The 26,185-nt window shown below is 71.2% G+C and carries 19 protein-coding genes and 1 tRNA gene; 6 read left to right on the top strand and 14 right to left on the bottom strand.

Annotated elements, in window-relative coordinates:
• Positions 1-33: 33 nt before the first annotated feature.
• Positions 34-2,742, bottom strand: coding sequence for a DNA polymerase I (gene polA / locus FVS66_RS27620; RefSeq protein WP_149183956.1), 2,709 nt, complete (start codon positions 2,740-2,742; stop codon positions 34-36).
• A 114-nt stretch (positions 2,743-2,856) separates the two neighbouring features.
• Between polA and FVS66_RS27625 the strand changes: the two genes are divergently transcribed.
• Positions 2,857-5,139: an FdhF/YdeP family oxidoreductase gene (locus tag FVS66_RS27625; protein ID WP_149183957.1), complete on the top strand. Its 2,283-nt coding sequence runs from the start codon at positions 2,857-2,859 to the stop codon at positions 5,137-5,139.
• A 60-nt stretch (positions 5,140-5,199) separates the two neighbouring features.
• Positions 5,200-5,688 (top strand): hotdog fold thioesterase, encoded by a 489-nt coding sequence (locus tag FVS66_RS27630; RefSeq protein WP_149183958.1) that lies wholly within the window; start codon positions 5,200-5,202, stop codon positions 5,686-5,688.
• A gap of 69 nt (positions 5,689-5,757) precedes the next feature.
• Here the strand turns inward: FVS66_RS27630 and FVS66_RS27635 are convergent, their stop codons facing one another.
• The 6 genes from FVS66_RS27635 to FVS66_RS27660 form a co-directional block, all read right to left on the bottom strand.
• A complete protein-coding gene (locus FVS66_RS27635) occupies positions 5,758-6,447 on the bottom strand; it encodes an ABC transporter ATP-binding protein (protein ID WP_187645722.1) in 690 nt (229 codons plus the stop codon).
• 74 nt (positions 6,448-6,521) lie between these two features.
• Positions 6,522-7,730: an ABC transporter ATP-binding protein gene (locus FVS66_RS27640; protein WP_262387247.1), complete on the bottom strand. Its 1,209-nt coding sequence runs from the start codon at positions 7,728-7,730 to the stop codon at positions 6,522-6,524.
• On the bottom strand, positions 7,730-9,100 hold the full coding sequence (locus FVS66_RS27645; RefSeq protein ID WP_149183960.1) for a branched-chain amino acid ABC transporter permease: 1,371 nt from the start codon (positions 9,098-9,100) through the stop codon (positions 7,730-7,732). Before FVS66_RS27645 ends, FVS66_RS27640 begins: the two co-directional genes overlap by 1 nt.
• Positions 9,097-10,020: a branched-chain amino acid ABC transporter permease gene (locus FVS66_RS27650; RefSeq protein WP_149183961.1), complete on the bottom strand. Its 924-nt coding sequence runs from the start codon at positions 10,018-10,020 to the stop codon at positions 9,097-9,099. The genes FVS66_RS27645 and FVS66_RS27650 overlap by 4 nt, the downstream gene beginning before the upstream one ends.
• A 188-nt stretch (positions 10,021-10,208) precedes the next feature.
• Positions 10,209-11,366 carry a branched-chain amino acid ABC transporter substrate-binding protein gene (locus FVS66_RS27655; RefSeq protein WP_149183962.1) on the bottom strand — a complete coding sequence of 386 codons (1,158 nt, stop codon included), beginning with the start codon at positions 11,364-11,366 and terminating at the stop codon, positions 10,209-10,211.
• 484 nt (positions 11,367-11,850) lie between these two features.
• Entirely contained in the window at positions 11,851-12,504 is a 654-nt protein-coding gene (locus FVS66_RS27660) for an ANTAR domain-containing response regulator (RefSeq protein WP_149183963.1), read from the bottom strand.
• A 99-nt stretch (positions 12,505-12,603) separates the two neighbouring features.
• Here FVS66_RS27660 and FVS66_RS27665 point away from each other — a divergent pair.
• Positions 12,604-12,678 (top strand) — tRNA-Leu (locus FVS66_RS27665).
• Between the two features lie 115 nt (positions 12,679-12,793).
• Here FVS66_RS27665 and pyk read toward each other — a convergent pair.
• Together pyk and FVS66_RS27675 are read right to left on the bottom strand one after the other, a co-directional pair.
• The gene (pyk, locus tag FVS66_RS27670) at positions 12,794-14,221 is read right to left on the bottom strand and encodes a pyruvate kinase (RefSeq protein WP_149183964.1); all 1,428 of its coding nucleotides are present in this window, start codon (positions 14,219-14,221) and stop codon (positions 12,794-12,796) included.
• Positions 14,222-14,352: 131 nt separating this feature from the next.
• Positions 14,353-15,015: an SIMPL domain-containing protein gene (locus tag FVS66_RS27675; protein WP_149183965.1), complete on the bottom strand. Its 663-nt coding sequence runs from the start codon at positions 15,013-15,015 to the stop codon at positions 14,353-14,355.
• A 143-nt stretch (positions 15,016-15,158) separates the two neighbouring features.
• Here FVS66_RS27675 and FVS66_RS27680 point away from each other — a divergent pair, with 143 nt between their 5' ends.
• Positions 15,159-16,955, top strand: coding sequence for a bifunctional UDP-sugar hydrolase/5'-nucleotidase (locus FVS66_RS27680; protein WP_149183966.1), 1,797 nt, complete (start codon positions 15,159-15,161; stop codon positions 16,953-16,955).
• Here FVS66_RS27680 and FVS66_RS27685 read toward each other — a convergent pair.
• The 4 genes from FVS66_RS27685 to FVS66_RS27700 form a co-directional block, all read right to left on the bottom strand.
• Positions 16,952-18,385 (bottom strand): lysine N(6)-hydroxylase/L-ornithine N(5)-oxygenase family protein, encoded by a 1,434-nt coding sequence (locus tag FVS66_RS27685; protein WP_149183967.1) that lies wholly within the window; start codon positions 18,383-18,385, stop codon positions 16,952-16,954. The two genes, FVS66_RS27680 and FVS66_RS27685, sit on opposite strands and share 4 nt — an antisense overlap.
• Positions 18,386-18,553: 168 nt before the next feature.
• Positions 18,554-21,058 (bottom strand): aminopeptidase N, encoded by a 2,505-nt coding sequence (gene pepN / locus FVS66_RS27690; protein WP_187645717.1) that lies wholly within the window; start codon positions 21,056-21,058, stop codon positions 18,554-18,556.
• A 70-nt stretch (positions 21,059-21,128) separates the two neighbouring features.
• On the bottom strand, positions 21,129-21,464 hold the full coding sequence (locus FVS66_RS27695) for a chorismate mutase (RefSeq protein WP_149183969.1): 336 nt from the start codon (positions 21,462-21,464) through the stop codon (positions 21,129-21,131).
• A gap of 164 nt (positions 21,465-21,628) precedes the next feature.
• Entirely contained in the window at positions 21,629-22,405 is a 777-nt protein-coding gene (locus FVS66_RS27700) for a serine protease (protein WP_149183970.1), read from the bottom strand.
• Positions 22,406-22,666: 261 nt separating this feature from the next.
• Between FVS66_RS27700 and FVS66_RS27705 the strand changes: the two genes are divergently transcribed.
• The gene (locus FVS66_RS27705) at positions 22,667-23,659 is read left to right on the top strand and encodes a hypothetical protein (protein ID WP_149183987.1); all 993 of its coding nucleotides are present in this window, start codon (positions 22,667-22,669) and stop codon (positions 23,657-23,659) included.
• A 48-nt stretch (positions 23,660-23,707) separates the two neighbouring features.
• A complete protein-coding gene (locus FVS66_RS27710; RefSeq protein ID WP_149183971.1) occupies positions 23,708-25,240 on the top strand; it encodes an ankyrin repeat domain-containing protein in 1,533 nt (510 codons plus the stop codon).
• 27 nt (positions 25,241-25,267) lie between these two features.
• Here the strand turns inward: FVS66_RS27710 and FVS66_RS27715 are convergent, their stop codons facing one another.
• On the bottom strand, positions 25,268-26,185 hold the full coding sequence (locus FVS66_RS27715; RefSeq protein ID WP_149183972.1) for an SDR family oxidoreductase: 918 nt from the start codon (positions 26,183-26,185) through the stop codon (positions 25,268-25,270).

The following is a 26,185-nucleotide window of genomic DNA, read 5'->3' on the forward strand; positions in this document are numbered from 1 at the left end:
GGCCCGGGCCAGGTCGGCCCCGCTCACCCGCCGTCAGTGTGCCGCCGACTCCCAGTCGGGGCCGACGCCCACCGACACGTCCAGCGGCGCGCGCAGTTCGACCGCCGCCGACATCTCGCGGCGCACGATCTCCTCGACCCGGTCCCGCTCCCCCGGGGCCAGCTCCAGCACGATCTCGTCGTGGACCTGGAGCAGCATCCGGGAGTTCAGGCCGGCCCCGGCCAGCGCCCGGTCCACATTGAGCATGGCGACCTTCACGATGTCGGCGGCCGTGCCCTGGATGGGGGCGTTCAGCGCCATCCGCTCGGCCATCTCGCGCCGCTGCCGGTTGTCGCTGTTCAGGTCCGGCAGATAGCGGCGGCGGCCCAGCATCGTCTCCGTGTAGCCCGTGGCGCGAGCCTCGTCCACGACGCGGCGCAGATAGTCCCGCACCCCGCCGAACCGCTCGAAGTACGTGTCCATCAGCGCCCGCGCCTCGGCCGCCTCGATGTTCAGCTGCTGCGACAGGCCGAACGCCGACAGGCCGTACGCCAGGCCGTACGACATGGCCTTGATCTTGCGGCGCATCTCGGCGTCGACCGCCGACTTGTCGACGGCGAACACCTGCGAGGCGACCGTGGTGTGCAGGTCCTCGCCCGAGGTGAACGCCTCGATGAGGCCCTCGTCCTCCGACAGGTGCGCCATCACGCGCAGCTCGATCTGGCTGTAGTCGGCGGTCATCAGGGCCTCGAAGCCCTCGCCGACGACGAAGCCCCGCCGAATGGCCCGGCCCTCGTCCGTGCGGACCGGGATGTTCTGCAGGTTCGGGTCCGTGGACGACAGCCGGCCGGTCGCCGCCACCGTCTGGTTGAACGTGGTGTGGATCCGGCCGTCCGAGGCGATGGTCTTGATCAGGCCCTCGACGGTCACGCGGAGCTTCGCCTGCTCGCGGTGGCGCAGCATGATCACCGGCAGTTCGTGCTCGGTCTGCGCGGCCAGCCACGCCAGCGCGTCCGCGTCCGTCGTGTAGCCGGTCTTGGTCTTCTTGGTCTTCGGCAGGTTCAGCTCGCCGAACAGGACCTCCTGGAGCTGCTTGGGCGACCCGAGGTTGAACTCGTGGCCGACAGACGCGTGCGCCTCCTTTATAGCCTGCTGGACGGCGCCGGCGAACTGCTGCTCCATCGCCTCCAGATGCGGTCGGTCGGCGGCGATGCCGTGCCGCTCCAGCCGGGCCAGCAGCGCGGACGTGGGCAGCTCCACCTCGTGCAGCAGCCGTGTCGCGCCGACCTCCTCCAGACGCGCGGTGAACGCGTCGCCCAGGTCCAGGACCGCGCGGGCCTGCGTCATCAGCGCGTCCGCCTCGGCCGTGTCGTCCGCGCCGAACGCCAGCTGGCCGTCGGCGGCGGACGCCGGGGCGAGCTCGCGGCCCAGGTACTCGACGGACAGTGCGTCCAGGGCGAACGAGCGGCGGCCCGGCTTCACCAGATACGCGGCGAGCGCGGTGTCCATGGTGACGCCCGCGACGCTCCAGCCGTGCTCCGGGAACACGCGCATGGCGGCCTTGGCGTTGTGCAGGACCTTCGGCCGGGCCGGGTCGGCGATCCAGGCGGCGAACGCCCGCTCGTCCGCCTCGTCGAGCTGCGACGGGTCGAACCAGGCCGCCGCACCGTCCGCCGCGGCGAGGGCGACCTCGGCGACGCTGCCCACGCCGAGCGCCCAGCTGTCGACCGTGGCCATGCCCAGCGGCCTGTCCCCGTGCCGCTCCAGCCACGGGGCCACCTCGCCCGCGCCCAGTACCGAGCCGTCCAGCTCGACGCCGGCGGCCGGGGCGGGGGTCTCCTCCTCGGCGCCCGGGTCCACGGCGAGCAGCCGGTCCCGCAGACTCGGGTTGCGGATCTCCAGGACCTCCAGGAAGCCCTTGAGCGCCGTCCGGTCGTACGGGGCCCGCTCCAGGTCCGTGACGGTCTTCGGCAGTTCCACGTCCCGGACCAGCTCCGTCAGGTGACGGTTGAGCTTCACGGACTCCAGGTGGTCGCGGAGCGCCTGCCCGACCTTGCCCTTCACCTCGTCGGCGCGGTCGACCAGCTCCTTGAAGGAGCCGAACTGGTTGATCCACTTCGTGGCGGTCTTCTCGCCGACGCCCGGGATGCCCGGCAGGTTGTCCGACGGGTCGCCGCGCAGCGCCGCGAAGTCCGGGTACTGGCTGGGCGAGAGACCGTACTTCTCCTGGACCTTCTCCGGGGTGAACCGGGTCAGCTCGGAGACGCCCTTGGTCGGGTAGAGCACGGTGACGTGGTCGGAGACCAGCTGGAAGGAGTCCCGGTCGCCGGTGACGATCAGCACGTCGAAGCCGGCCGCCTCCGCCTGCGTGGCGAGCGTGGCGATGACGTCGTCCGCCTCGTAGCCCTCCACCGCGAAGCGCTCCGCGCGCATGGTGTCCAGCAGCTCGCCGATCAGCTCCACCTGACCCTTGAACTCGTCGGGCGTCGACGAGCGGTTCGCCTTGTACTCCGGGAAGTCCTCCGAGCGCCAGGTCTTGCGCGAGACGTCGAACGCCACCGCGAAATGCGTGGGCGCCTCGTCACGCAACGTGTTCGCCAGCATCGACGCGAAGCCGTAGACGGCGTTGGTCGTCTGCCCGCTCGACGTCGTGAAGTTCTCCGCGGGCAGCGCGAAGAACGCCCTGTACGCCAGGGAGTGCCCGTCCATGAGGAGCAGGCGCGGACGGTCTTGTGCGGTCTTCTTCGATGCTGTCTCAGCCACGCACACGATCCTGCCACGCCGCACTGACAACCACGGACGGGCGTCCCGCCTCGTCGGTGCCGCGTGACAGGATCGGAGACGTACCGCACGTACGGCGAAACGAGGGAGTGCGCCATGGCCAGCAAGCCGCCCGCAGGTGACCCCGTCCAGGACGCTCCGCAGGTGACGGCCGTCCAGCACGCCGCCGCCGGGCTGCCCGGCGTCGTCCACGGGCTGCGCGCCTCCCAGCAGCAGATGGGCCTCGGCCGTACCGCGCGCACGCTCCTCAAGGTCAACCAGAAGGACGGCTTCGACTGCCCGGGCTGTGCCTGGCCCGAGGGCGACAAGAGGCATGTCGCGGAGTTCTGCGAGAACGGCGCGAAGGCGGTGGCCGAGGAGGCCACGCTGCGCCGCGTCACGCCGTCGTTCTTCGCCGGGCACCCGGTGTCCGACCTGGCGGGGCGCAGCGGCTACTGGCTGGGCCAGCAGGGCCGGATCACGCACCCCGTGTATCTGCCGGAGGGCGCCGACCGGTACGAGCCGGTCAGCTGGGAGCGGGCCTTCGAGATCATCGCCGACGAGCTGACGGCTCTCGGCTCCGCCGACGAGGCCCTCTTCTACACATCGGGCCGCACGAGCAACGAGGCCGCGTTCCTGCTCCAGCTCTTCGCGCGCGAGTTCGGCACCAACAATCTGCCGGACTGCTCGAACATGTGCCACGAGTCGTCGGGCTCCGCGCTCACCGAGACGCTCGGCGTCGGCAAGGGCAGCGTCTCCCTCGACGATCTCCACCGGGCCGACCTGATCATCGTCGCCGGGCAGAACCCGGGCACCAACCACCCCCGGATGCTGTCCGCCCTGGAGAAGGCCAAGGCCGCCGGCGCGAAGATCATCTCTGTGAACCCGCTGCCGGAGGCGGGCCTGGAGCGCTTCAAGAACCCGCAGACCCCCAAGGGTCTGATCAAGGGCGCCGCGCTCACCGATCTGTTCCTCCAGATCCGCATCGGCGGCGACCAGGCACTCTTCCGTCTCCTCAACAGGCTGGTCCTGGAGACGGACGGCGCGGTCGACGAGGAGTTCGTCCGCACCCACACGCACGGGTACGAGGAGTTCGCGGCCGCCGCCCGCGCCGCCGACTGGGACGAGACGCTCGCGGCCACCGGCCTGTCCCGGGACGAGATCGAGCGGGCCCTGCGCATGGTCCTCGACTCCCGGCGCACCATCGTCTGCTGGGCCATGGGCCTCACCCAGCACAAGCACTCCGTGCCCACCATCCGGGAGGTGGTGAACCTCCTGCTGCTGCGCGGCGCCATCGGCCGCCCCGGCGCGGGTGTGTGCCCGGTCCGCGGCCACTCCAACGTGCAGGGCGACCGGACGATGGGCATCTTCGAGCGCCCCACGGACGCCTTCCTGGACGCCCTCGACAAGGAGTTCGGGATCACGTCGCCCCGGCACCACGGGTACGACGTCGTCCGCTCCATCCAGGCACTGCGGGACGGCGAGGCCAAGGTGTTCTTCGCGATGGGCGGGAACTTCGTCGGCGCGACGCCCGACACCGAGGTCACCGAGGCCGCGATGCGGCGCGCCCGGCTCACCGTGCACGTCTCGACGAAGCTCAACCGGTCCCACGCGGTGACCGGCACGCGCGCGTTGATCCTGCCGACGCTCGGGCGGACCGACAAGGACGTCCAGGCGAGCGGCAGGCAGTTCGTCACCGTCGAGGACTCCATGGGCCTGGTGCACGCGTCGCGCGGCAATCTGCCGCCGGCCGGTCCCGCTCTGCTGTCCGAGCCGGCCATCGTGGCCCGCATGGCCCGCGCGGTCCTGGGCGCCGCGTCCAGCACACCGTGGGAGGAGTTCGAGCGGGACTACGCCACCATCCGGGACCGCATCGCGCGCGTGGTCCCCGGCTTCGAGGACTTCAACGCGCGCCTCGCCGCCGATCCCGGCGGCTTCGCGCTCCCCCACGCCCCACGTGACGAGCGGCGTTTCCCGACCGCGACCGGCAAGGCCAACTTCACCGCCGCCCCCGTCGAGTACCCCCGGGTGCCCGAGGGCCGGCTCCTGCTGCAGACCCTGCGCTCCCACGACCAGTACAACACCACCGTCTACGGCCTGGACGACCGCTACCGCGGCATCAAGGGCGGCCGCCGCGTCGTCCTGGTCCACCCCGAGGACGCCCGCGAGCTCGGCTTCGCGGACGGGGCGTACGCGGACATCGTCGGCGAGTGGACCGACGGCACCGAGCGCCGCGCCCCCGGCTTCCGCGTCGTCCACTACCCCACCGCGCGTGGCTGCGCCGCCGCCTACTACCCGGAGACCAACGTCCTCGTGCCACTGGACGCCACCGCGGACGTCAGCAACACCCCCGCCAGCAAGTCCGTCATCGTCCGTCTGGAACAATCACCCGCCGACTGAGCGTTCGCTCAGCCGGCACCACCAGGACAGCCGTACGACGACGAACGGAGTTCGGGCCCCATGGGCGAGCAGACCGCAGTCAAGTTTTCGCAAGAGGTCATCGACGAGTACGCCGCACTCGGCGTCGACCTGCCCGCGCTCTTCTCCGCAGGCCACCTCGGCAACCGCATGGGCGTGCAGATCGTCGAGGCCGCCGCCGAGCGCGTCGTCGGAACCATGCCCGTCGAGGGCAACACCCAGCCCTACGGGCTCCTCCACGGCGGCGCCTCCGCCGTGCTCGCCGAGACCCTCGGGTCCATCGGGGCGATGCTCCACGGCGGCTCCCGGAAGATCGCCGTCGGCGTCGACCTGAACTGCACCCACCACCGTGGAGTGCGCTCCGGGCTGGTCACCGGCGTGGCGACGCCGGTGCACCGCGGCCGGTCCACGGCCACGTACGAGATCGTCATCACCGACGAGCAGGACAAGCGGGTCTGCACCGCACGGCTGACGTGCATGCTGCGTGAGGCCACGGCGAAGGACGCCGCGGTCCTCCCGGGCTCCGCCTGACGGCCCGCGGACGGCGAAGAGCGCCGGGTGCCCTTGTACGGGGCGCCCGGCGCTCTCACCTCAACCGGCTCAGGCCGCGCCCTCGCCGAGGTAGGCCGCGCGGATCCGGGTGTCGGCCAGCAGCTCGTCCGCCGGGCCGGACATCGCGACGGAACCCGTCTCCAGGACGTACCCGCGGTCGGCGAGGCCCAGCGCCTGCGTGGCGTTCTGCTCCACCAGAAGCACCGTGGTGCCCTGCTCGTTGATCTCCTTGATGATCTCGAAGATCTGCTGCACGATCAGCGGCGCCAGGCCCATGGACGGCTCGTCCAGCAGGAGCAGCTCCGGCCGGCCCATCAGGGCGCGGCCGATCGCCAGCATCTGCTGCTCACCGCCGGACAGGGTGCCCGCCTGCTGCGAGCGCCGCTCGGCGAGGCGGGGGAAGAGCGTGTACACCCGGTCCATGTCGGCGGAGTCGACCGAGGAGAACCGGTACGCGCCCATCTCCAGGTTCTCCAGCACCGTCATCGTGGCGAACACCCGTCGGCCTTCGGGCACATGCCCGATGCCGAAGCGGACCAGCTCGTGCGACTTGATGCCGTCGATCCGCTCGCCGCGCAGCAGCACCTCGCCGTGGCGGGGCTGCAGCATGCCGGAGATCGTACGCAGCGTGGTCGTCTTGCCCGCGCCGTTGCCGCCGAGCAGGGCGACGATCTCGCCCTTGCCGACGGTCAGGTCGATACCCTTCAGCGCCTCGATGGCGCCGTAGAACACCCGCATGCCCGTCAGTTCGAGCAGCGTCTCGCCCGAGGCCCCGGCCTCGCCGGACTCCTCGCGCAGCTGTGCCGTCGTGCTCACTGGCCGCTCTCCTCGTCGCTCCGCGGACGGCTCCCGCCGTCCGCCTGGGCCTCGTCGGCCCCGTCGGCGTCCTCGGCTCCGTCCGAGGCAGCACCGTCACCCGCGCCCGACCCCGGCTCGGACCCGGACCCGGACCCGGACCCGGACCCGGACTCGGACTCGGACTCGGACTCGGACTCGGACTCGGACTCGGACTCGGACTCGGACTCGGACTCGGACTCGGACTCGGCAGCATCGTCGGCATCGTCGGCGTCGTCGGCGTCGTCGGCGTCGTCGGCGTCGTCGGCGTCGTCGGCGTCCTCGGTCTCCGAAGAGGCGGCGTCCGCCGTCGCCTCCGCGTCCGACGCCGCGTGCTCGTGGTCCTCGACCGCATGGCGGACCGCTTCCGCGTCCTCCGCGGACGCGCCCAGGTACGCCTCGATCACGGCCGGGTGCTGCTGGACCTCGTTCGGCGTGCCCTCGGCGATCTTCTTGCCGAAGTTGAGGACCATCACACGGTCGGCGACCGACATCACCAGGCGCATGTCGTGCTCGATGAGCAGGACGCTGACGCCCAGTTCGGCGTTGATGCGGCGGATCAGCTGCTCCAGCTCCAGCTTCTCCGTCGGGTTCGTCCCGGCCGCCGGCTCGTCCAGCAGCAGCACCTGCGGCTCTGTCGCGAGGGCCCGGGCGATCTCCAGGCTGCGCTGGTCGCCGTAGCTCAGGCTGCCGGCGATCTCGTTGAGCTTGTCCTCCAGGCCGACGAACTTCAGCAGCCGGTGCGCCCGTTCGTCGCTCTGCTGCTCGGCCCGCCGGGCGCCCGGCAGCCCCAGCATGATCGACACGGGCCCGGCCTTGAGCCGGGTCTCCGCCGCGATCTTCACGTTCTCCAGCGCCGTCAGCGCCGAGAACAGGCGGATGTTCTGGAACGTACGGGCGAGGCCGATCCGGTTCACCAGATGCGGCTTGCTGCCCAGCAGCGAATTCTCGCCACCGTCCTTCGGCAGGAAGACGATCCTGCCTTCCTGCGGTGTGTACGCGCCCGTCAGGGAGTTGAAGAACGACGTCTTGCCGGCGCCGTTGGGGCCGATCACCGCCAGCACCTCGCCCCGGCGCATCGACAGGTTCACCTTGTCGAGAACCGTCAGCCCGCCGAACCGCAGCGTCACATCCGAAGCCCGGAGCACGAGCTCCTCGGCCGGCGCACTCGTCACATCGGTGGTCATCAGAGCTTGCCTCCCGCCGGCTCGGACATGGCGTCGGCATCGCCGATGCCCTCTTCCGCCTGCTTCAGCTCACGCTGCCGGCGGCGTGAGGGCCAGATGCCCTGGGGCCGGTAGATCATCATGATCACAAGCAGGGCGCCCAGGTACATGTACCGGTCCGAGGGGTCCACGTAGTCCTTCAGCGCCTCGGGCAGCCACACCAGCGCGGCCGCGCCCATCAGCACACCCGGGATCGAGCCCATGCCGCCGAAGATGACGTACGCGAGGATCAGGATGGACTGGAGGAGCGGGAAGACCTCGGGGTTGATGTAGCCGTACTTGCTGGTGAAGATCACGCCCGCGACACCCGACGTCGACGCGCCGATCGCGAACGCCATCAGCTTGAACCGCACCGTGTCGACGCCGTTCGCCGCCGCGGCGATCTCGTCCTCGCGGATCGCCGTCCACGCGCGGCCCACCCGCGAGTGTTCGAGCCGCGAGAAGAGCACGATCACCAGAACTATGAAGAACACCAGCAGGTACCAGTACGGCAGCGGCCTGATGGACCACTCGTACTCGATGCCCGCGAAGTCGAACGAGAAGTCCGGGATGAGCCGGGCACCCTGCGGGCCGCCCGTGATGCCGTCCGCGTTCTTCGCGACCAGGTAGATGATCTCGTGGAAGCCCAGCGTCACGATCGCCAGGTAGTCACCGCGCAGCCGCAGTGTCGGCGCGCCCAGCAGCAGGCCCGTTATCAGACACGTCACGACCGCGATCGGGATGACCCAGAAGGGGTTGAGCACCACCGGCGGCTCGACGGGCAGCCGGCCCGTCCAGAACGCCGTCGAGTACGCGCCCACCGCGAAGAAGGCGAAGAAGCCGAGGTCCAGCAGACCGGCCCAGCCGATCACCACGTTCAGGCCGATCGCCAGCAGCGCGAAGATGGCTATCTGGTCGACCAGCACCGTCTGCCACGTCCGCGACAGCAGCGACGGCACCCACAGCGCGAGGACCAGCGCCAGCAGGATCAGGCCCCAGCGCAGCCGCTGGTCGCCCCGGACCCGGCCGAGTACGGACTCCGTCGGGCGGCCGACGGCCGACCTGACCTGCTCCGCCGCGCCCTTGATCGGCTCGGCCGCGAACTCCCGCAGCGCCCACACACCGACCGTCAGCGCCAGGCACACCCACAGGTTGACGCCCGTCAGCGAGCTCTCGATCGAGAAGAAGATGTCCCGTGTGTTGCCCTGCTCGCCGGTGACCAGCGCCAGCAGCACACCCAGCGCCAGCAGCGCCCACAGCCTCGTGTACCGCGGCTGCTGGTACCAGGCCGTACGACGCAGCCTGCTCGCCGCGGAAGCCACGTCCTTCGTGGAAGACTCCACCGTGCTCATGCGGCCCTCCCCACTTGCTTACCGAGGATGCCCATCGGACGGAACATCAGCACGAGAATCAGAACCACCATCGCGGACACGCTCCGCCACTCGTCGCCGAGCAGCGGCACCGTCATCGTCTCCACGACACCGATCAGCACGCCACCGGCCATCGCGCCGCGGATGTTGCCGATACCGCCCACCACAGCGGCGGCGAAGGCCGTGATGCCGGGGATGAAGCCCATCGTGTAGGACACCTGGTTCAGGTTGGCGAACAGGAATCCCGCGACACCGCCGAGCACACCGCCGATGACGAACGTCCGCGAGATGACCCGGTCGATGTCCACACCCATCAGCGAGGCGACCTCGGCGTCCTGGGCGACCGCCCGGATGCCCTTGCCGAGCTTCGTCCGGTTCACCACCAGGTCGAGGGCGATCATCATCACCACGGCGGTGAGGAACTGCAGCATCTGAGTGACGTTCACACCGGCGCCGAAGAAGCTGAACACGGTGTGGTTGTCGTACATCTCCGGCAGTGTCATCGGGTCGCGGCCGAAGAGCTTGCCCGCCAGGTTGTAGAGGAAGAACGACGCGCCGATCGCTGTGATCAGGAAGATCAGGCGCGGCGCCCCCCGCCGCCGCAACGGCCGGTACGCCACCTTCTCGAGACCGTACGCCGTCACCCCGCCGAAGAGCGCGGAGCCGGCCATCGCCAGCGCGACGAATCCGATGGACGCCAGGGCCGAGGGGTTGTCCCCCGGGTCCACCAGCTGGAGCACGATGAGACTGCCGTACGCGCCGAGCATGAAGACCTCGCTGTGCGCGAAGTTGATCAGCTGGAGGACGCCGTAGACAAGGGTGTAGCCAATGGCGATGACGGCATACAAGGAGCCGAGCATCACACCTAGGACGAGATAGTCCCAGAATTCCTGAAGGGACATGGAAGGACTTCCTTGTGGGAACCGGGCGGAGCCGTGGCGCTCATGGCGCGGCAGCGCCCCGCGGCGGAACATGATGCGGGATCAGACACGGTCGGGACCCCCCTGACGGGCCCCGGAGCCGGACCGGGGGCCGGGAGACGACCAGCGCCTCCCGACCCCCGATCACCTGGCGTTCAGCCGTTGCGGCGTCAGCCGGCCAGCTCGTTGACGTTGCCCTGGTAGGCGATCTTGCCGTCCTTCACCTGGTACAGGTACACGTCCGTACCCTTGAACTCACCGTTCTCGTCGAAGGAGAACGTCTTCGTCAGACCCTTGTAGGTGGCCTTGGCCAGCGCGTCGCGCAGCGCCTCGCGCTGCACATCGCCCTTGGCCGCCTTGATCTGCTCGATCACCATGTTGGTGATGTCGTACGACTCCGCCGAGTACGTACCCGGAGCGCGGTTGAACGCCTTCTGGTAGTCGGCCGAGAACTTCTTCGTGCCCGCCTCGACCGTGGCGTCCGTGCAGGGGCAGGTCAGGAACCAGTTCTCCGACGCGTCACCGGCCAGCTCGATGAACTTGGCGTCGTTCGTGCCGTCACCGGAGATCGCCGCGCCCTTGTAGCCGGCTTCCTTCAGCTTCTTGGCGAACGGAGCCGCGTCCTGGTAGTAGCCCGCGTAGATCAGCGCGTCGGCCTTGGAGTTGACGACGTCCTTGGCGGTGGCGCTGTAGTCCGGCGTCTTCTGCGGCACGGACTTGCGCACGACCTCGATGCCGGCGTCCTTCAGGCCCTTCTCGGCGACACCCGCCAGGCCCGCGCCGTAGTCGGTCTTGTCGTCGAGCAGATAGACCTTCTTGGCCTGGAGCTTCTTGGCGTAGTAGGTCGCCATGCCGGCGCCCTGCTGATTGTCGTTGGGGACACCGCGCAGGAGGCTGGTGAAGTTGTTCTTCGGGTCCGTCAGCGTCGGGTTGGTGGCCGACGGGGACACCGTCACCAGACCGGCCTCCGCGTACAGCGGCGAGGCGGTGTTGGTGGCACCCGAGAAGGCGGGGCCGACGACGGCGACGATGCTCTCGTCGTCGATGACCTTCTGGGCGGCGGCCGTCGCCTTGTCCGGCAGACCCTGGTCGTCGGCGGCGACGTACTCGATCTTGAAGCCCAGATCGCCCTTGGCGTTGGCCTGGTCGATGGCGAGCTTCACGCCGTTCTGCATGTTCTCGCCGAGGGCGACGTTGTCACCCGACAGCGGGCCCTGGAAAGCGATCTTGACGGTGCCGTCGTCGCTGTCCGAGCTGCTGCATCCGGTCAACGCCAGAGCTCCCACAGCGAATGGAACCGCAAGCCTGACGATGGTCTTGTTCAGCACAACGCACTCCCTGGAGCCGCCCGAACGATCTTGTGTAGGCAGGAAGTTCGAACAACTTCCTCACATGACACCGCTTGTCCGTGCGGTGTGCGGGGAATGTAATCGTCTGTTCGGCTCAACCGATAGGTGACCGGGCGATGTGTGATCGCCCTGTGACCTGCGTCATGCGCCGGAAACAGAACACTCCTTACCGGCCAGCGGACAGCCGGACGACCACGCACATGATCTCCGGGGCAGCCGACGAGCCCCGCGAGAACCACCCCTGAGCTGCGGCGGAGCGGGGAACGCGGAAGCCCCCGGACCTGCCCCGCACCCCCTGGGGGAGCGGACACGGGGCCGGGGGCTCCCATATGTCGAACACGGTTCACGCGGGCCCGGGCGCACCCGACCCGGGCCGTGCACACGGCCCCGTAGGGTGCCGTAGGGCGACCTCATACCGACCTCATACCGGCCTCGTACCGGCCTTGTGAGGCCCCGTAGGCGCCTACTGGCCCTTCGCGGCCTTCTTCTCCTCGGCGTCCTCGATGACGGCCTCGGCCACCTGCTGCATCGACAGACGACGGTCCATCGACGTCTTCTGGATCCAGCGGAACGCCGCCGGCTCCGTCAGCCCGTACTGGGTCTGCAGGATGCTCTTCGCCCGGTCCACCAGCTTCCGCGTCTCCAGCCGCTGCGCGAGGTCCGCGACCTCCTTCTCCAGCGCCCGCAGCTCCGCGAACCGCGACACCGCCATCTCGATGGCCGGCACCACGTCGCTCTTGCTGAACGGCTTCACCAGGTACGCCATGGCGCCCGCGTCACGCGCCCGCTCCACCAGCTCCCGCTGCGAGAACGCGGTGAGCATCAGGACCGGGGCGATCGACTCTCCGGCGATCCTCTCGGCGGCGGAGATGCCGTCCAGGACGGGCATCTTCACATCGAGGATCACCAGGTCGGGCCGGTGCTCCCGGGCGAGCTCGACGGCCCTGGCCCCGTCCCCGGCCTCACCGACGACGGTGTAGCCCTCTTCCTCCAGCATCTCCTTGAGGTCGAGGCGGATGAGGGCCTCGTCCTCGGCGATGACGACACGGGTCGTCAGCGGCGGGACGTGCGACTTGTCGTCGTCGGCGACGGGCTGGGGCGACTCGGGGGCGGTCACGGAGGCTCCTCGTTGCGGGGCGGTACAGCTCCCCATGAGCCTACCTAGCTGCGGTATGGTGGACACGCAGCGGGTCGGGGGAAACCTTTGATTCTGCGAGCCCCGGTAGCCCAATCGGTCAGAGGCAGTGCTCTCAAACAGCATCCAGTGTGGGTTCGAATCCCACCCGGGGTACTTTTACTTCGATTCCATGGTCGCGCTGCAGCCGATGTGTCGCACCCGTCGGTGATAAGAAACCCCAGTTCACAGGCGTGAGAGCGCGCGCACCGGCGCGCGCTCGTCGCTGCGGCTACACGATGTCCTCGCCGATGCGGTGGACGCGGACCAGGTTCGTGGAACCCGTGACACCCGGCGGGGAGCCCGCGGTGATGATCACGATGTCGCCCTTCTGACAGCGGCCGATCTTCAGCAGATGCTCGTCGACCTGGGCGACCATCGCGTCCGTCGACTCGACGTGCGGGCCGAGGAAGGTCTCCACGCCCCACGTGAGGTTGAGCTGCGAGCGCGTCGCCGGGTCCGGGGTGAAGGCGAGCAGCGGGATCGGCGAGCGGTAGCGGCTGAGGCGCCGGACCGTGTCGCCGGACTGAGTGAAGGCGACCAGGAACTTCGCCCCGAGGAAGTCGCCGATCTCGGCGGCGGCCCGGGCGACGGCGCCGCCCTGGGTGCGGGGCTTGTTCCGCTCGGTCAGCGGCGGGAGCCCCTTCGCCAGGACGTCCTCCTCGGCCGCGGCGACGATGCGGCTCATGGTGCGGACGGTCTCGACGGCGTACCGGCCGACGCTGGTCTCGCCGGAGAGCATCACGGCGTCGGTGCCGTCGATGACGGCGTTGGCGACGTCGCTGGCCTCGGCGCGCGTGGGGCGGGAGTTCTCGATCATCGAGTCGAGCATCTGGGTGGCGACGATGACCGGCTTGGCGTTCCGCTTGGCGAGCTTGACGGCGCGCTTCTGGACGATCGGCACCTGCTCCAGGGGCATTTCGACACCCAGGTCGCCGCGGGCGACCATGATGCCGTCGAACGCGGCGACGATGCCGTCGACGCACTGTACGGCCTGCGGCTTCTCGATCTTCGCGATGACCGGGACGCGGCGGCCCTCCTCTTCCATCACACGGTGGACGTCCTCGACGTCGCGGCCGCTGCGGACGAAGGAGAGGGCGATGACATCCGCGCCGGTGCGCAGCGCCCAGCGGAGGTCCTCGACATCCTTCTCGGAGAGGGCCGGGACGGAGACGGCGACGCCGGGCAGGTTGAGCCCCTTGTGGTCGGAGATCATGCCGCCCTCGACCACACGCGTGTGGACCCGGGTGCCGTCGACGGCGGTCACATGGAGGGCGACCCGGCCGTCGTCGACGAGGATGCGCTCCCCCGCGGCGACGTCGTCGGCGAGGCCCGCGTATGTGGTGCCGCAGAGGGAGCGGTCGCCCAGCACGGCCTCGGTGGTGATGGTGAAGTCGTCGCCGCGTTCAAGGAGTACGGGTCCTTCACGGAAGCGGCCGAGGCGAATCTTCGGGCCTTGAAGGTCGGCGAGGACTCCGACGCTGCGGCCGGTCTCGTCGGCGGCCTTGCGGACGCGTTCGTAGCGTTCTTCGTGGTCGGCGTACGTGCCGTGGCTGAGGTTGAAGCGGGCGACGTCCATCCCAGCCTCGACGAGTGCCTTGATCTGGTCGTATGTATGGGTCGCGGGTCCCAGGGTGCAGACGATTTTGGCTCGGCGCATGGTCCGAGCCTATGGCTTACCGATGGGTAGAGGATTGGCTGTGAATGACGGGTCAACCTCCTTTGGATGGCCGATGGTTGACAAGTGTTGAAGTGGGCGGTGGGGCGCTCCGATGAGCGGGTCGCGAGGGTTCAGAGGGTCGGCGGGTGGAGGGTGAAGCGGGCGGTGATGTGTGCGGTGACGGTCTGCCGCTGGGGTTCGAGGTCGAGGGGTGGGGCGGCGTCCGCGGCCTCCGCGGCGAAGGCCGCGCGCGGGGCGCCGGCTCCGTACGGGACGGCGTCCTCGGGCGCGGTGTCGTCGAGTTCGAGGAGGGCGCCGAGTTCGGTGCCGAGGGCGTGGGCGTAGTCGCGGGCACGCCGGACGGCGTCCATGACCGCCTGGCGGCGGGCCTCGGCATGGGCGGGCGAGGTGGGACGCAGGGACCACCAGGGTCCGTCGACTCGGGTGAGCTCCAGGTCGGCGAGGCGGGTGGCGAGTTCGCCGAGCGCGGTGAAGTCCGTGACGGTGGCGGTGAGGTGGACGGAGCCGTGGTGGGCGCGGATCTGCTCGCCGCGGCCGCGCCGGGTGAGTTCGGGTGTGAGGGTGAGCGTGCCGGTCTCGAGCGCGTCGAGTGCGTCCCCGTAGCTCTTGATGAGGGTGAGCGCGGTGGCGTTGCGGCGGGTGAGGTCCTCCAGGGTGGAGCGGCGGTCGGTGCCGCGGGCGGTCACGGTGACGCCGATACGGGCGAGGTCTGGTTCGGTCTCGACGCGGGCTTCGCCGCGGACGGTGATACGGGGGGTCTCGGGGGTGGCCATGTGGTGTCTTTCGCACCTGGTCATCAGATCGAAACCTCGTGGGGGGTGTTCGGTGCCGGCACGGCTGGGCCAGAATCTACGCGCGTCGTGTCTACGCGCGTTGTGCACAGGGACAGAAGCACAGGGACAAAAGGGGAGTACGCATGCCGCTGAACCGCAGGTCCTTTCTTGAGCGGTCCGCCGCCGTCGGTGCCGGTGTGGCCGGTGTGACCGCGGCCGGTGCGGCCGCCGCGCCCACCGCTCAGGCGAAGCCGGCGGCGAAACGTTACTCCTTCACCGTGATGGGCACGACCGACCTGCACGGCCATGTCTTCAACTGGGACTACTTCACGGACCGCGAGTTCGACGACCGGGCGCACAACGACGTCGGCCTGGCGAAGATCTCGACGCTCGTGGAGCGGGTCCGGGGGGAGAAGGGCCGCCGCAACACTCTGCTGATCGACGCGGGTGACACCATCCAGGGCACCCAGCTTTCGTACTACTACGCCAAGGTCGACCCGATCACGGCCGGGGCCGGCCCGGTCCACCCGATGGCGCAGGCGATGAACGCCATCGGGTACGACGCGGCGGCGCTGGGCAACCACGAGTTCAACTACGGCATCCCGCTGCTGCGGAAGTTCGAGGAGCAGTGCGACTTCCCGCTGCTCGGCGCCAACGCGCTGGACGCGAAGACCCTGCGGCCGGCGTTCCCGCCGTACAGCATGCACCGGCTGCGGACGCCCTGCGGCCGGGACGTGCGGGTCGCGGTGCTCGGCCTGACGAACCCCGGCATCGCGATCTGGGACAAGGCGCATGTCAGCGGCAGGATGGTCTTCCCCGGCCTGGAGGAGCAGGCGGCCCACTGGGTGCCGAGGCTCCGCTCCATGGGCGCGGACGTGGTGATCGTGTCGGCGCACTCGGGGTCGAGCGGCACATCGTCGTACGGGGACCAGCTGCCCTACGTCGAGAACGCGGCGGCGCTCGTGGCCGAGCAGGTGCCGGGCATCGACGCGATCCTGGTGGGCCACGCGCACACGGAGATCCCCGAGTACCGGGTGGCGAACAAGGAGACCGGGCGCGAGGTCGTGCTGTCGGAGCCGCTCAAGTGGGGCCAGCGGCTGACGCTGTTCGACTTCGGACTGGTCTGGTCGAAGGGCCGCTGGGTGGTCGAGACGGTCGGCGCGCAGGTGCTGAACTCCAACGCCGTCGACGAGGACCCGGAGATCGTGAAGCTGCTGGCGGACGAGCACGAGAAGGTCGTGGCGTACGTCAACCAGGTGATCGGTACATCGCCGGTCGAGATGTCGACGGCGCAGGCGCCGTGGCGGGACGAGCCGATCATCGATCTGATCAACCACGTCCAGGCCGAGACGGTGAAGGCCGCGCTGGCCGACGGGGCGTACGCGTCGTTCCCGGTGCTGTCGCAGGCGTCGTGCTTCTCGCGCTCGGCGGCGATCCCGGCCGGTGAGGTGACGATCCGGGACGCGGCGGGCCTGTACCCGTTCGAGAACACGCTGGAGGCACGCGTACTGACGGGCGCGCAGCTGAAGGAGTACCTGGAGTACTCGGCGAAGTACTACGTACGGACCGCCGCGGGTGAGCCGGTGGACACGGCGAAGCTGACCAATGCGGACGGCACGCCCGACTACAACTACGACGCGGTGTACGGGCTGACGTACGACATCGACATCGCGCGGCCGGTGGGGTCGCGGATCGTGAACCTGGCGTTCCGGGGCGCGCCCGTCGACCCGGCGGCCGAGTTCGTGCTGGCGGTGAACAACTACCGGGCGAGCGGCGGCGGGGCGTTCCCGCACGTGGCGAACGCGAAGCAGGTGTGGGCGGACTCGGACGAGATCCGCAACACCATCATCCAGTGGGTGCGGGCCAGGGGCACGCTGGACCCGGCGGAGTTCGCGTCGGTGGGGTGGCGGCTGACCCGTGAGGGCACGCCGGTGTTCTAGATCTGTCGGCTGAGCGGCGTGAGCTTCCTGCCCTGTTCGGGGACGACGTGCGAGGGCTCGCGCCGCTCCAGGCCGAAGCCGGTGAACGCGGTGCGCTCCGGCAGGGGGTAGGGCTCCTTGCCGGTGAGGTGGTTGAGGATGGCGGCGCTGCGCCAGGCGGTGAGGCCGAGGCCGGGCGCGCCGACGCCGTGCGTGTGGGTCTCGGCGTTCTGTACGTAGACGCTGCCTGTGACGGACGGGTCGAGGACGAGCCGGTGGTGTTCGTCGACGCGGGGGCGTTCCCTGGAGTCGCGGCGCATGTACGGGTCGAGCGCGGCCAGGAGGCGGTGCAGGGGGCGCTCGCGGTAGCCGGTGGCGAGGACGACGGCGTCGGTGGTGAGGCGGGAGCGGGTGCCCTGCTGGGTGTGTTCGAGGTGGAGTTCGACCATGGTGGTGGCGAGGCGGCCGGCGGTGCGGACGCGCACGCCGGGGGTGAGGACCGCGTCGGGCCAGCCGCCGTGGAGCGTACGGCGGTAGAGCTCGTCGTGGATGGCGGCGAGCGTGTCGGGGGCGATGCCCTGGTGGAGGCGCCACTGGCGGGGGACGAGATCGTCGCGTACCTGCTCGGGAAGGGCGTGGAAGTAGCGGGTGTAGTCGGGGGTGAAGTGTTCGAGGCCGAGCCCTGAGTGCTCCCTGGGGGCGAAGGCGTCGCCGCGGGTGAGCCAGGTGATTCCCTCCCGGCCGTGGGGACGGCCGCGGAGCAGGTCGAGGAAGACCTCGGCGCCGGACTGGCCGGAACCGATCACGGTGATGTGCCCGGCGGCCCGGAGCCGCTCGCGGTGGGCCAGATAGTCGGCGGAGTGGAGGACGGGCACGGTGGGGGCGTCGACCAGCGGCTTGAGGGGATCGGGGACGTAGGGCTCCGTGCCCGCGCCGAGGGCGATGTTGCGGCTGTGGGTGCGGCCCAGTGCCTCGGCCTCGCCGTCGCCGTCGAGCCGGGTGTGGTCGATCTCGAACAGGTCGAGTTCGGGGTTCCAGCGGACGGAGTCGACCTGGTGGTGGAAGTGGAGGCCGGGGAGGTGGTCGCTGACCCAGCGGCCGTAGGCGTCGTACTCGGCGCGCTGGATGTGGAGGCGCTCGGCGACGTAGAAGGGGAAGAGCCGGTCGCGGCCGCGCAGGTAGTTGAGGAACGACCAGGGGCTGGTGGGGTCGGCGAGGCTGACGAGGTCGGCGAGGAACGGGACCTGGACGGTGGTGCCCTCGATGAGGAGACCCGGATGCCAGTGGAAGGCGGGGCGCTGCTCGTAGAAGGCGGTGGCGAGACCCCCGGGGACGCCGTGGGCGAGGGCCGCGAGGGAGAGGTTCCCGGGGCCGATCCCGATGCCGACGAGGTCGTACGGCTGGTCGGGTCCGGGCTGCTGCCGGGGGGCGGGGGCGGGGCTGGCGGTCATCGGGGAGTTGCCTTCCACGAGTGCGTAAGGTTCCGTGCGCCAGCGTGTACCCGGTGTGCGGACTGTGGGCGGGGTGTGCGGGATCGGTACCCGAACGAGGGACGGCGCCGCACGCGGAAGCGCCCCCGGCGGTGGTGCGGTGCCGGGGGCGCTCGCCGTCGGGCGGTCTCACCCCTCGCGTACGCGGAGGGCCCGGCGGAGGTCGTCGAGGCGGTCGACGAGCTGGCGGCGGAGGGCCGGGGTGAGGTCGGGGCGGGTGAGGTGCTCCTCGCCGAGGCGCAGGTTCTCGGGCGTGACGGTGTAGCCGGGGAACGCCTGGCGGCCGGCGGCGGTGGCGATGGCGGGGCCGCGACGGGCGGCGAGGGCGGTGGCCTCCGGGTAGTACCGGGGGACGTACGGGGCGAGGAGGTCGGCCTGCTCGGGCTGCCAGAAGCCCTCGGCGGTGGCGCTGAACAGGTAGTTGGAGAGGGAGTCGTCGTGGAACATGCGCTCCCAGGCGGCGTCCTTGGCGGCGGGCGCGGGAAGGGCGGCGCGGCAGCGGGCGGCACCCTCCTGGCCGGTGGCGCTCGGGTCGCGGTCGAGTTCGGCGGCGATGGCGGCCTCGTCGGTGGCGCCGAGGACGGCGAGGCGCCGGAGGACGCGCCAGCGCAGCTCCGGGTCGAGGTCGGGGCCGCCGGGGACGGCGCCGTCGGCGAGCCAGCCGTGGAGGACGCCGGTGCGGTCGGTGCAGTCGATGAAGTTGCGTACGGCGGTGAGGCGCAGGCCGGGGTTGGAGCCGTCCTCGGTGCGGCGGATGAGGTCGCGGGTGAGGTCGGTGAGGGTGGCGCGGGCGGCGGTGCGGTCGACCGCGGGGAGGTAGCGGTCGGCGATCTGGTGGGCGGCGAAGCCGAGGACGCCCTCGACGATGGCGACGTCGGTCTCCTCGGGGAGGTGCGCGTGGGCGGTCGCCAGGTAGGCGTCGGGGTCGAGGTCGCCGTCGCGGACCATGTCCCGCAGGGTGTTCCAGAGGACCGCGCGGGTGAGCGGGTCGGGGACGCCGGAGAGGGTGCGCAGGGCGGTCTGCTCGGAGACGGCGTCGAGGCGGATCTTGGCGTATGTGAGGTCGTGCTCGTTCGGCACGACGAGCGCCGGGCGGGTGCCCGGCCTGCTCTCGGGCACGTCCTGCCGGGGGATGTCGGTCTCGTACCGCTCTCGGACGACGAGGGCGCGGCCGTCGCTGAGGTCGCGGTCGTACACGCCGATGGTGGCGCGGTGGGGACGGGTGCCGTCCTGGCGGAGGTCGAGGGTCCAGCGTCCGGGTTCGGTGGTGACCTCCGCGGTGAGGGTGTCGATGCCGGTGGTCCGCAGCCACGCCTCGGCCCAGGCGTGGACGTCGCGGTCGGTGGCGGACGCGAGGTTGTCGATGAAGTCGGCGAGGGTGGCGTTGCCGAACTTGTGGCGGGCGAAGTGGTTGTTGATACCGGCGAGGAACTCCTTCTCCCCCACCCAGGCGACGAGCTGGCGCAGGGCGGAGGCGCCCTTGGCGTAGGAGATGCCGTCGAAGTTGAGGAGCGCGGAGGCGGTGTCGGGGACGGCGTCCGGGTCGGGGGCGACGGCGTGTGTGGACGGCCGCTGGTCGGCGTCGTACCCCCAGGACTTGCGGGCGATGCCGTAGCCGATCCAGGTGTCCGGGTAGCGGCCGGTGACCTCGTTGACGGTCTGGTAGCCCATGTACTCGGCGAACGACTCGTTCAGCCAGATGTCGTCCCACCACCTGAGGGTGACGAGGTCGCCGAACCACATGTGGGCCATCTCGTGGGCGATGACCATGGCGCGGGTCTGGCGTTCCATGACGGTGACGGCGGAGCGGAAGACGAACTCGTCGCGGAAGGTGACGAGGCCGGGGTTCTCCATGGCGCCGGCGTTGAACTCGGGGACGAACGCCTGGTCGTAGGAGTCGAAGGGGTACGGCTCGTCGAACTTCTCGTGGTACCGGTCGAAGCACTGCCGTGTGATGTCGAGGATCTCGGCCGCGTCCGCGTCGAGGTGCGGTGCGAGGGACCGGCGGCAGTGGATGCCGAAGGGCAGCCCGGCGTGCTCGGTGCGGAGGGAGTGCCAGGGGCCCGCGGCGACGGCGACGAGGTACGTGGAGACGCGGGGCGTGCTGGCGGCCGTCCAGCGGCCGTCGTCCTGGCGGGTGGTGACGCCGTTGGCGAGGACCGTCCAGTGGTCGGGCGCGGTGACGGCGACGTCGAAGACGGCCTTGAGGTCGGGCTGGTCGAAGGCCGCGAAGACGCGCTGGACGTCGTCGAGGAAGAGCTGCGTGTACGTGTACGTCTCACCGTCGGTCGGGTCGGTGAACCGGTGCATGCCCTCGCCGGTGCGCGAGTACCGCATGGCGGCGTCGATCCGCAGCTCGTGCGGGCCCTCGGCGAGGCCGGTGAGGGGGAGGCGGTTGTCGTCCAGGGCCGTGGGGTCGAGGGGCTGCCCGTCCAGGGTCGCGCCGCGCAGCTCCGCGGGCTTGAGTTCGACGAAGGTGTCACCGGCGGCGAGGGCGGTGAACTCGATGACGGTGGTCGAGTCGAAGGTGTCGTCGCCGGTGGTGAGGTCGAGGTCGATCGTGTAGCGGGTGACGTCGAGGAACCGGGCTCGGGTCTGCGCCTCATCGCGCGTCAGTACGGGCATGGGCCCCATGCTGCCCGATGGGGTGGGGGCGGGGCAGGGGGTTCCGCTGTCAGCGTCAGGAGATCGTCAGGGGGTGTGGTCAGGGGGTTTCGTGGGCGGTGGTGTTGCCGGCCAGGGTCTCGTGGTGGCGGATCACCTCGGCGATGATGAAGTTCAGGAGCTTCTCGGCGAACGCCGGGTCGAGGTTGGCGGTCTCGGCGAGCTGGCGGAGGCGGGCGATCTGGCGGGACTCGCGGGAGGGGTCGGCCGGTGGCAGGTGGTGCCGGGCCTTGAGCAGGCCGACCTGCTGGGTGCACTTGAAGCGTTCGGCCAGCATGTGGACGACGGCCGCGTCGATGTTGTCGATGCTCTCGCGGAGGCGGGTCAGTTCGGCGACGACGGTGTCGTCGATGTCTCGCATGTCGCTCGTGCTCATACGGCGAGCTTAGACCGGTCGTGGAGGGCTCGGCCGGGGTGTTCGGGATGCGGGACCGGTGTGAAGGGGCAGGTCGGCGGTGCGGGCCGCGACCTGCCCCTCCCCGGTGCCGGCCCGGCGGTCGGCTCACGGTGCCGGAGGCCGTCGTGCCGGCCGGTGCGGCGCTACAGGTTCGCCGCCGCCGACTTGATCGCCGAGGCGAAGGTGGAGACCTCGGTGTAGACGCCGGGGTAGTTCGGGCGGGCACAGCCGTAACCCCAGCTGACGATGCCGACCTGGATCCAGGCGCCCGCGTTGTCCCTGCGGAACATGGGGCCGCCGGAGTCGCCCTGGCAGGTGTCGACGCCGCCGCCGGCGTAGCCGGCGCAGATCTCCTCGGCGGGGACGAGGGAGCTGCCGTACGACTGCCGGCAGCGGGCGTCGGAGACGTACGGGACCTGGGCCTTCAGCAGATAGCGCTGCTGGCTGCCGCCCTCGCGGTTCGCGCCCCAGCCGGCGACGGTGAAGGTGCCGCTGTTGTACGCCGTGGTGTCGGCGATGCCGAGGGTGGGCAGGTCGATCGGCCGGGCGAGCTTGATCAGCGCCCAGTCCTTGCCCCTGCCGCTGTAGCCGGGGGCCTGGAGGACCTTGGTGGAGCGGACCTTGACGGCGGAGCCGCTCCGCAGGTCGACGACGCCGGCGGTGGCGGTGATGCCGGTGTTGTCGCCGGAGCCGTTCACGCAGTGGGCGGCCGTCAGGACGATCTGCTGGGTGATGAGGGACCCGCCGCAGCCCATGGAGAGGCGGACCATCCAGGGGAACTCGCCCTGGGCGGCGCGGGTGCCGCCGACGACGGGCGCGGGGGCCGCGGAGGCGGCGGGCGGCTGGAGGCTGACCGCGGCGAGCACGACGGCGCCGACGGTGGCGAATCTCTTCAGGGCACGGACCAGTGTCTTCTTCAACTGTCTGCCTTTCGTGGGGGGTTGAACCTGCGCACGACGAGCCGCACAGCCGTGATGATGACATGTGCTCGTCAAGGCATGACACGGGATTATCCGAAGGCCGGCGCGGCCGTCACAAGGCCGTGTTTTCGGCCAGCCGGCAGCCCCCCGCGAGGGGCACGCCGTACCGTCGGCGGCGGCCTTACTGTGGAGGAGATCCCCCTTGGTCGAGCGAGCCCGGGACCTCGGGGCAGGGTCGACGTCGTGCTTGGGGGTAGGGACGTGGCGAACGGCAGGAGCGGCAAGGCCGGGGCCGACGGGGCCCGTGGGGTCGGCGGTGAGGTGGTCCACGGCTTTCCGCACCTCGACACGGTGCGGGAGGCGATCACCGCGCTCTACCGGAGGATCTCGTACGAGGGGCTGTTCGAGTACGCCACCAGCGTCGCCCCCGCCGAGGTGGCCTTCGCGGACACCGACGACCTGCACCTGGGCGCACACCGGGTGGCTCACGCGCTGGTGCGGCAGCTGAGGCTGCCGGAGGCACGGATGATCGTGAGCTTCCGCGCCATGGAGCACGCCGCGAGTGTCGAACTGGCCGCGGGGCCCGAGTACTTCATCGAGCTGAACGACCGCTTCCGGACGCATCGGCGGGACATCGGCGCGGCGCTCGCCCATGAGATCACCCATGTGCTGCTGCACCGGCTCGGGCTGACCTTCCCCGGGACGCGGGACAACGAGATCCTCACCGACACCGTGACGACATACCTCGGGACCGGGTGGCTGCTGCTGGACGCGTACCGCGAGGACCGGTTGTCGAGCCAGAAGCTCGGCTATCTCACGCCGGAGGAGTTCGGGTACGTGCTGGCCAAGCGGGCGCGGGTGTTCGGCGAGGACCCGTCGCCCTGGTTCACCAGCCCGCAGGCGTACACGGCGTACGTACGCGGCCGGGAGGAGGCCCTGCTCGACGAGCGGCGCCCGCCGCTCGTCGCGGCGGGGTGGGCGGGGCGGCACCGGTACGCGAAGGAGCGGCGGCGATACGCGGAGGGCGGGGCGGCCGGGGCGGGCGGCACGGGCGCGGCCGGCGCGGGCTCCGGTGGGGCGGGCGCGGGCTCCGGTGGGGCCGGGTACATGTTCGAGGGCGGGCACGGGGACGGGGCCGGGCTGCGGGTGTCGTTCCCGTGTCCGACGTGCCGGCAGCGCGTCCGGGTACCGGTGCGGGGCCGGGTGCGGGCGCGCTGCGGGCTGTGCCGCACGGTGCTGGAGTGCGACACGTAAGGGGCCTGATTGCTTGCGGGCGGTCGGCACACGGGTGAGGGTCGGGGTATGACGATGGTGCCGGCGCCGGTTCACGAGGATCTGTTCGAGGCCGTTCACGGTGGCGAGGACGACACCGTGGTGCGGCTGCTCCGGTCGGGTGCCCCCGCGGAGGCCACCGACGAGGAGGGCGGCACCGTCCTGTACACCGCCGCGGTGCAGGGCCGTGCCGGGATCGTGCGGCTGCTGCTGGCCGCCGGGGCGGACCCGGAGCGTGGCAGCGGCGAGGGCGGCGGCGACCTGCCGCTGTGCGGCGCCGCGTGCAACGGCCACACCGAGGCGGTGCGGGCCCTGCTGGCCGCGGGGGCCTGGCCGGACCAGCGGGAGGAGTTCGGGTTCACCGCGCTCGCGTGGGCGGTGCGGCAGGGGTTCGCCGACACCGTGGACGTACTCCTGAAGTACGGCGCGAATCCCGGCGCCGCGGGCCCGGACGGCGCCCTTCCGCTGGTGGCGGCGGCACGACGCGGCTCCGTGCCGGTGGTGCGGGCCCTGCTGGAGCGGGGTGCGCCGGGACGTGAGGAGGCACTGGCGGAGGCGCGGGCGTGGCTGGGGCGCGATGTGGAGGGGACGCTGCGCGAGGGCCTGGCGGAGGCTCACGGGGAGGGGTTCGAGACCGTCACACGGCGCTTCCCGGAGGACGGCGGTGTGACGGTGGTGGTCGAGGCCGTACGCGACGGGCGGCCGTTCGCGGGCCGCGAGCAGCAGACCGCCCACGCGGCCATCGCCACGCTTCTGGAGACCGCCCTGGGCCTGCGCCCCCCGCACGAGGAACTCGCCGAACGCGCCCTCCGCTGCGCCGACCCGTCCCTGGACGACTGGACCGAGCCCGCCGAGGCCCTGGGCCGCCGCGGCGACGAGGCGACGTTCGAGGCGGCCGTGGGGTGGTGCGCGAGCGACGACCCGCTACGGCAGGCGTTCGGCGCCGACGTGCTGGCACGGATGACGGCATGGGGCGGCGGCGCGCCCTCGGGTGGTGCCGGCGCGGGCGGGGCGTACGGGGTGCGGGCGTTGCCGGTGCTGCGGCAGCTGGCCCGGGAGGTGCGGGAGCCCGAGGTGGTGACGGCTGTGGTGCGGGCGCTCGGGGCGCAGGGGGACACGGCGGCGTTGCCGGACATGCTGCGGCACGCCGTGCACCCGGACGCGGGGGTGCGGCGCGGGGTGGCCGTCGCCGTGACGGGCCTCGTCCCGGCGGGGGACCGCGAGGGCGTCGCCGCACTGGTGGCACTGGCCCGCGACGGGGACGCGGCGGTGCGGGCGGCGGCGGTGCACGCGCTGGCGGTGGCCCCGGAGGACTCCCCCGCCGTACGGGAGGCCCTGGCGGGCCGCCTGGACGACGACACCCCGGACCCGGCGGTGGCCGCCGAGGCGGCGCGCGGGCTGGCGATCCGTCAGGACAGGCGTGCCGTCGCCGCCCTGGACCGGCTCCTCGCGACGGCGGGCCCGGACGGCCCCGCCTACACCATCGCGCTGGGCACCCTGGAGCACATACGGGACGAAGCCACCCGACGGCGCCTCGAACACACCCTGCCGCGCCGCCGCTGAGCGGCTCCCGCACGCCCGGCAGCGCCCCTACCGCCGACCGTAGGCCGGGAGCGGCGGGTCGGCCCGGGACAGGAGCTCCAGGGCCGTGACCCCGGCCTCCCGCGCGGTGAGGCGGGTCTGCCGGTCGGCCGTGGGGCCCCGCCGCCAGCCGTCCATGACCGTGATCCGGCCCCCCTCCGCCTCGAAGACGCGGCCCGTGACGCCGGGGCCCGCGGCCGAGCCGAGCCAGACGACGAGGGGTGAGACGTTCTCGGGGGCCATCGCGTCGAAGCCGCCGGGCGGCGCGGCCATCGTCGCCGCGAAGGTGTGCTCCGTCATTCGTGTGCGGGCCGCCGGGGCGAGGGCGTTGACGTGGACGCCGTACGGGGCGAGTTCGGCGGCCGCGACGAGGGTGAGGGCGACGATGCCGGCCTTGGCGGCCGCGTAGTTGGCCTGGCCGACGCTGCCCAGCAGACCGGCGCCCGAAGTGGTGTTGACGACCCGGGCCCGGGGCGTGCGGCCCGCCTTGGACTCGGCCCGCCAGTGCGCGGCGGCCTGCTTGAGTGGCAGGAAGTGGCCCTTGAGGTGGACGCGTACGACGTCGTCCCAGTCGTCCTCGTCCAGGTTGACGAGCATCCGGTCGCGCAGGAAGCCCGCGTTGTTGACCAGCGTGTCGAGCCGGCCGTACGCGTCGAGGGCGGTCGCCACAAGGGACGCGGCGCCGTCGGTGGTGGCGATGTCCCCGCGGTGTGCGACCGCCTCGCCGCCCACCGCGCGGATCTCGGCGGCGATTTGTTCGGCGGCGGGGCGACTCTCCGGGCCGCCGCGCGTGCCGTCGAGGGCCACGCCCAGGTCGTTGACGACGACACGGGCGCCCTCGGCGGCGAAGGCGAGGGCGTGCGCGCGGCCCAGGCCGCGTCCGGCGCCCGTCACGGCGACCACCCGGTCCTGGCAGAGTCCGGTCAT

Origin of the sequence: Streptomyces sp. TRM49041 (genome assembly GCF_008271805.1) — a bacterium.
Taxonomy (GTDB): domain Bacteria; phylum Actinomycetota; class Actinomycetes; order Streptomycetales; family Streptomycetaceae; genus Streptomyces.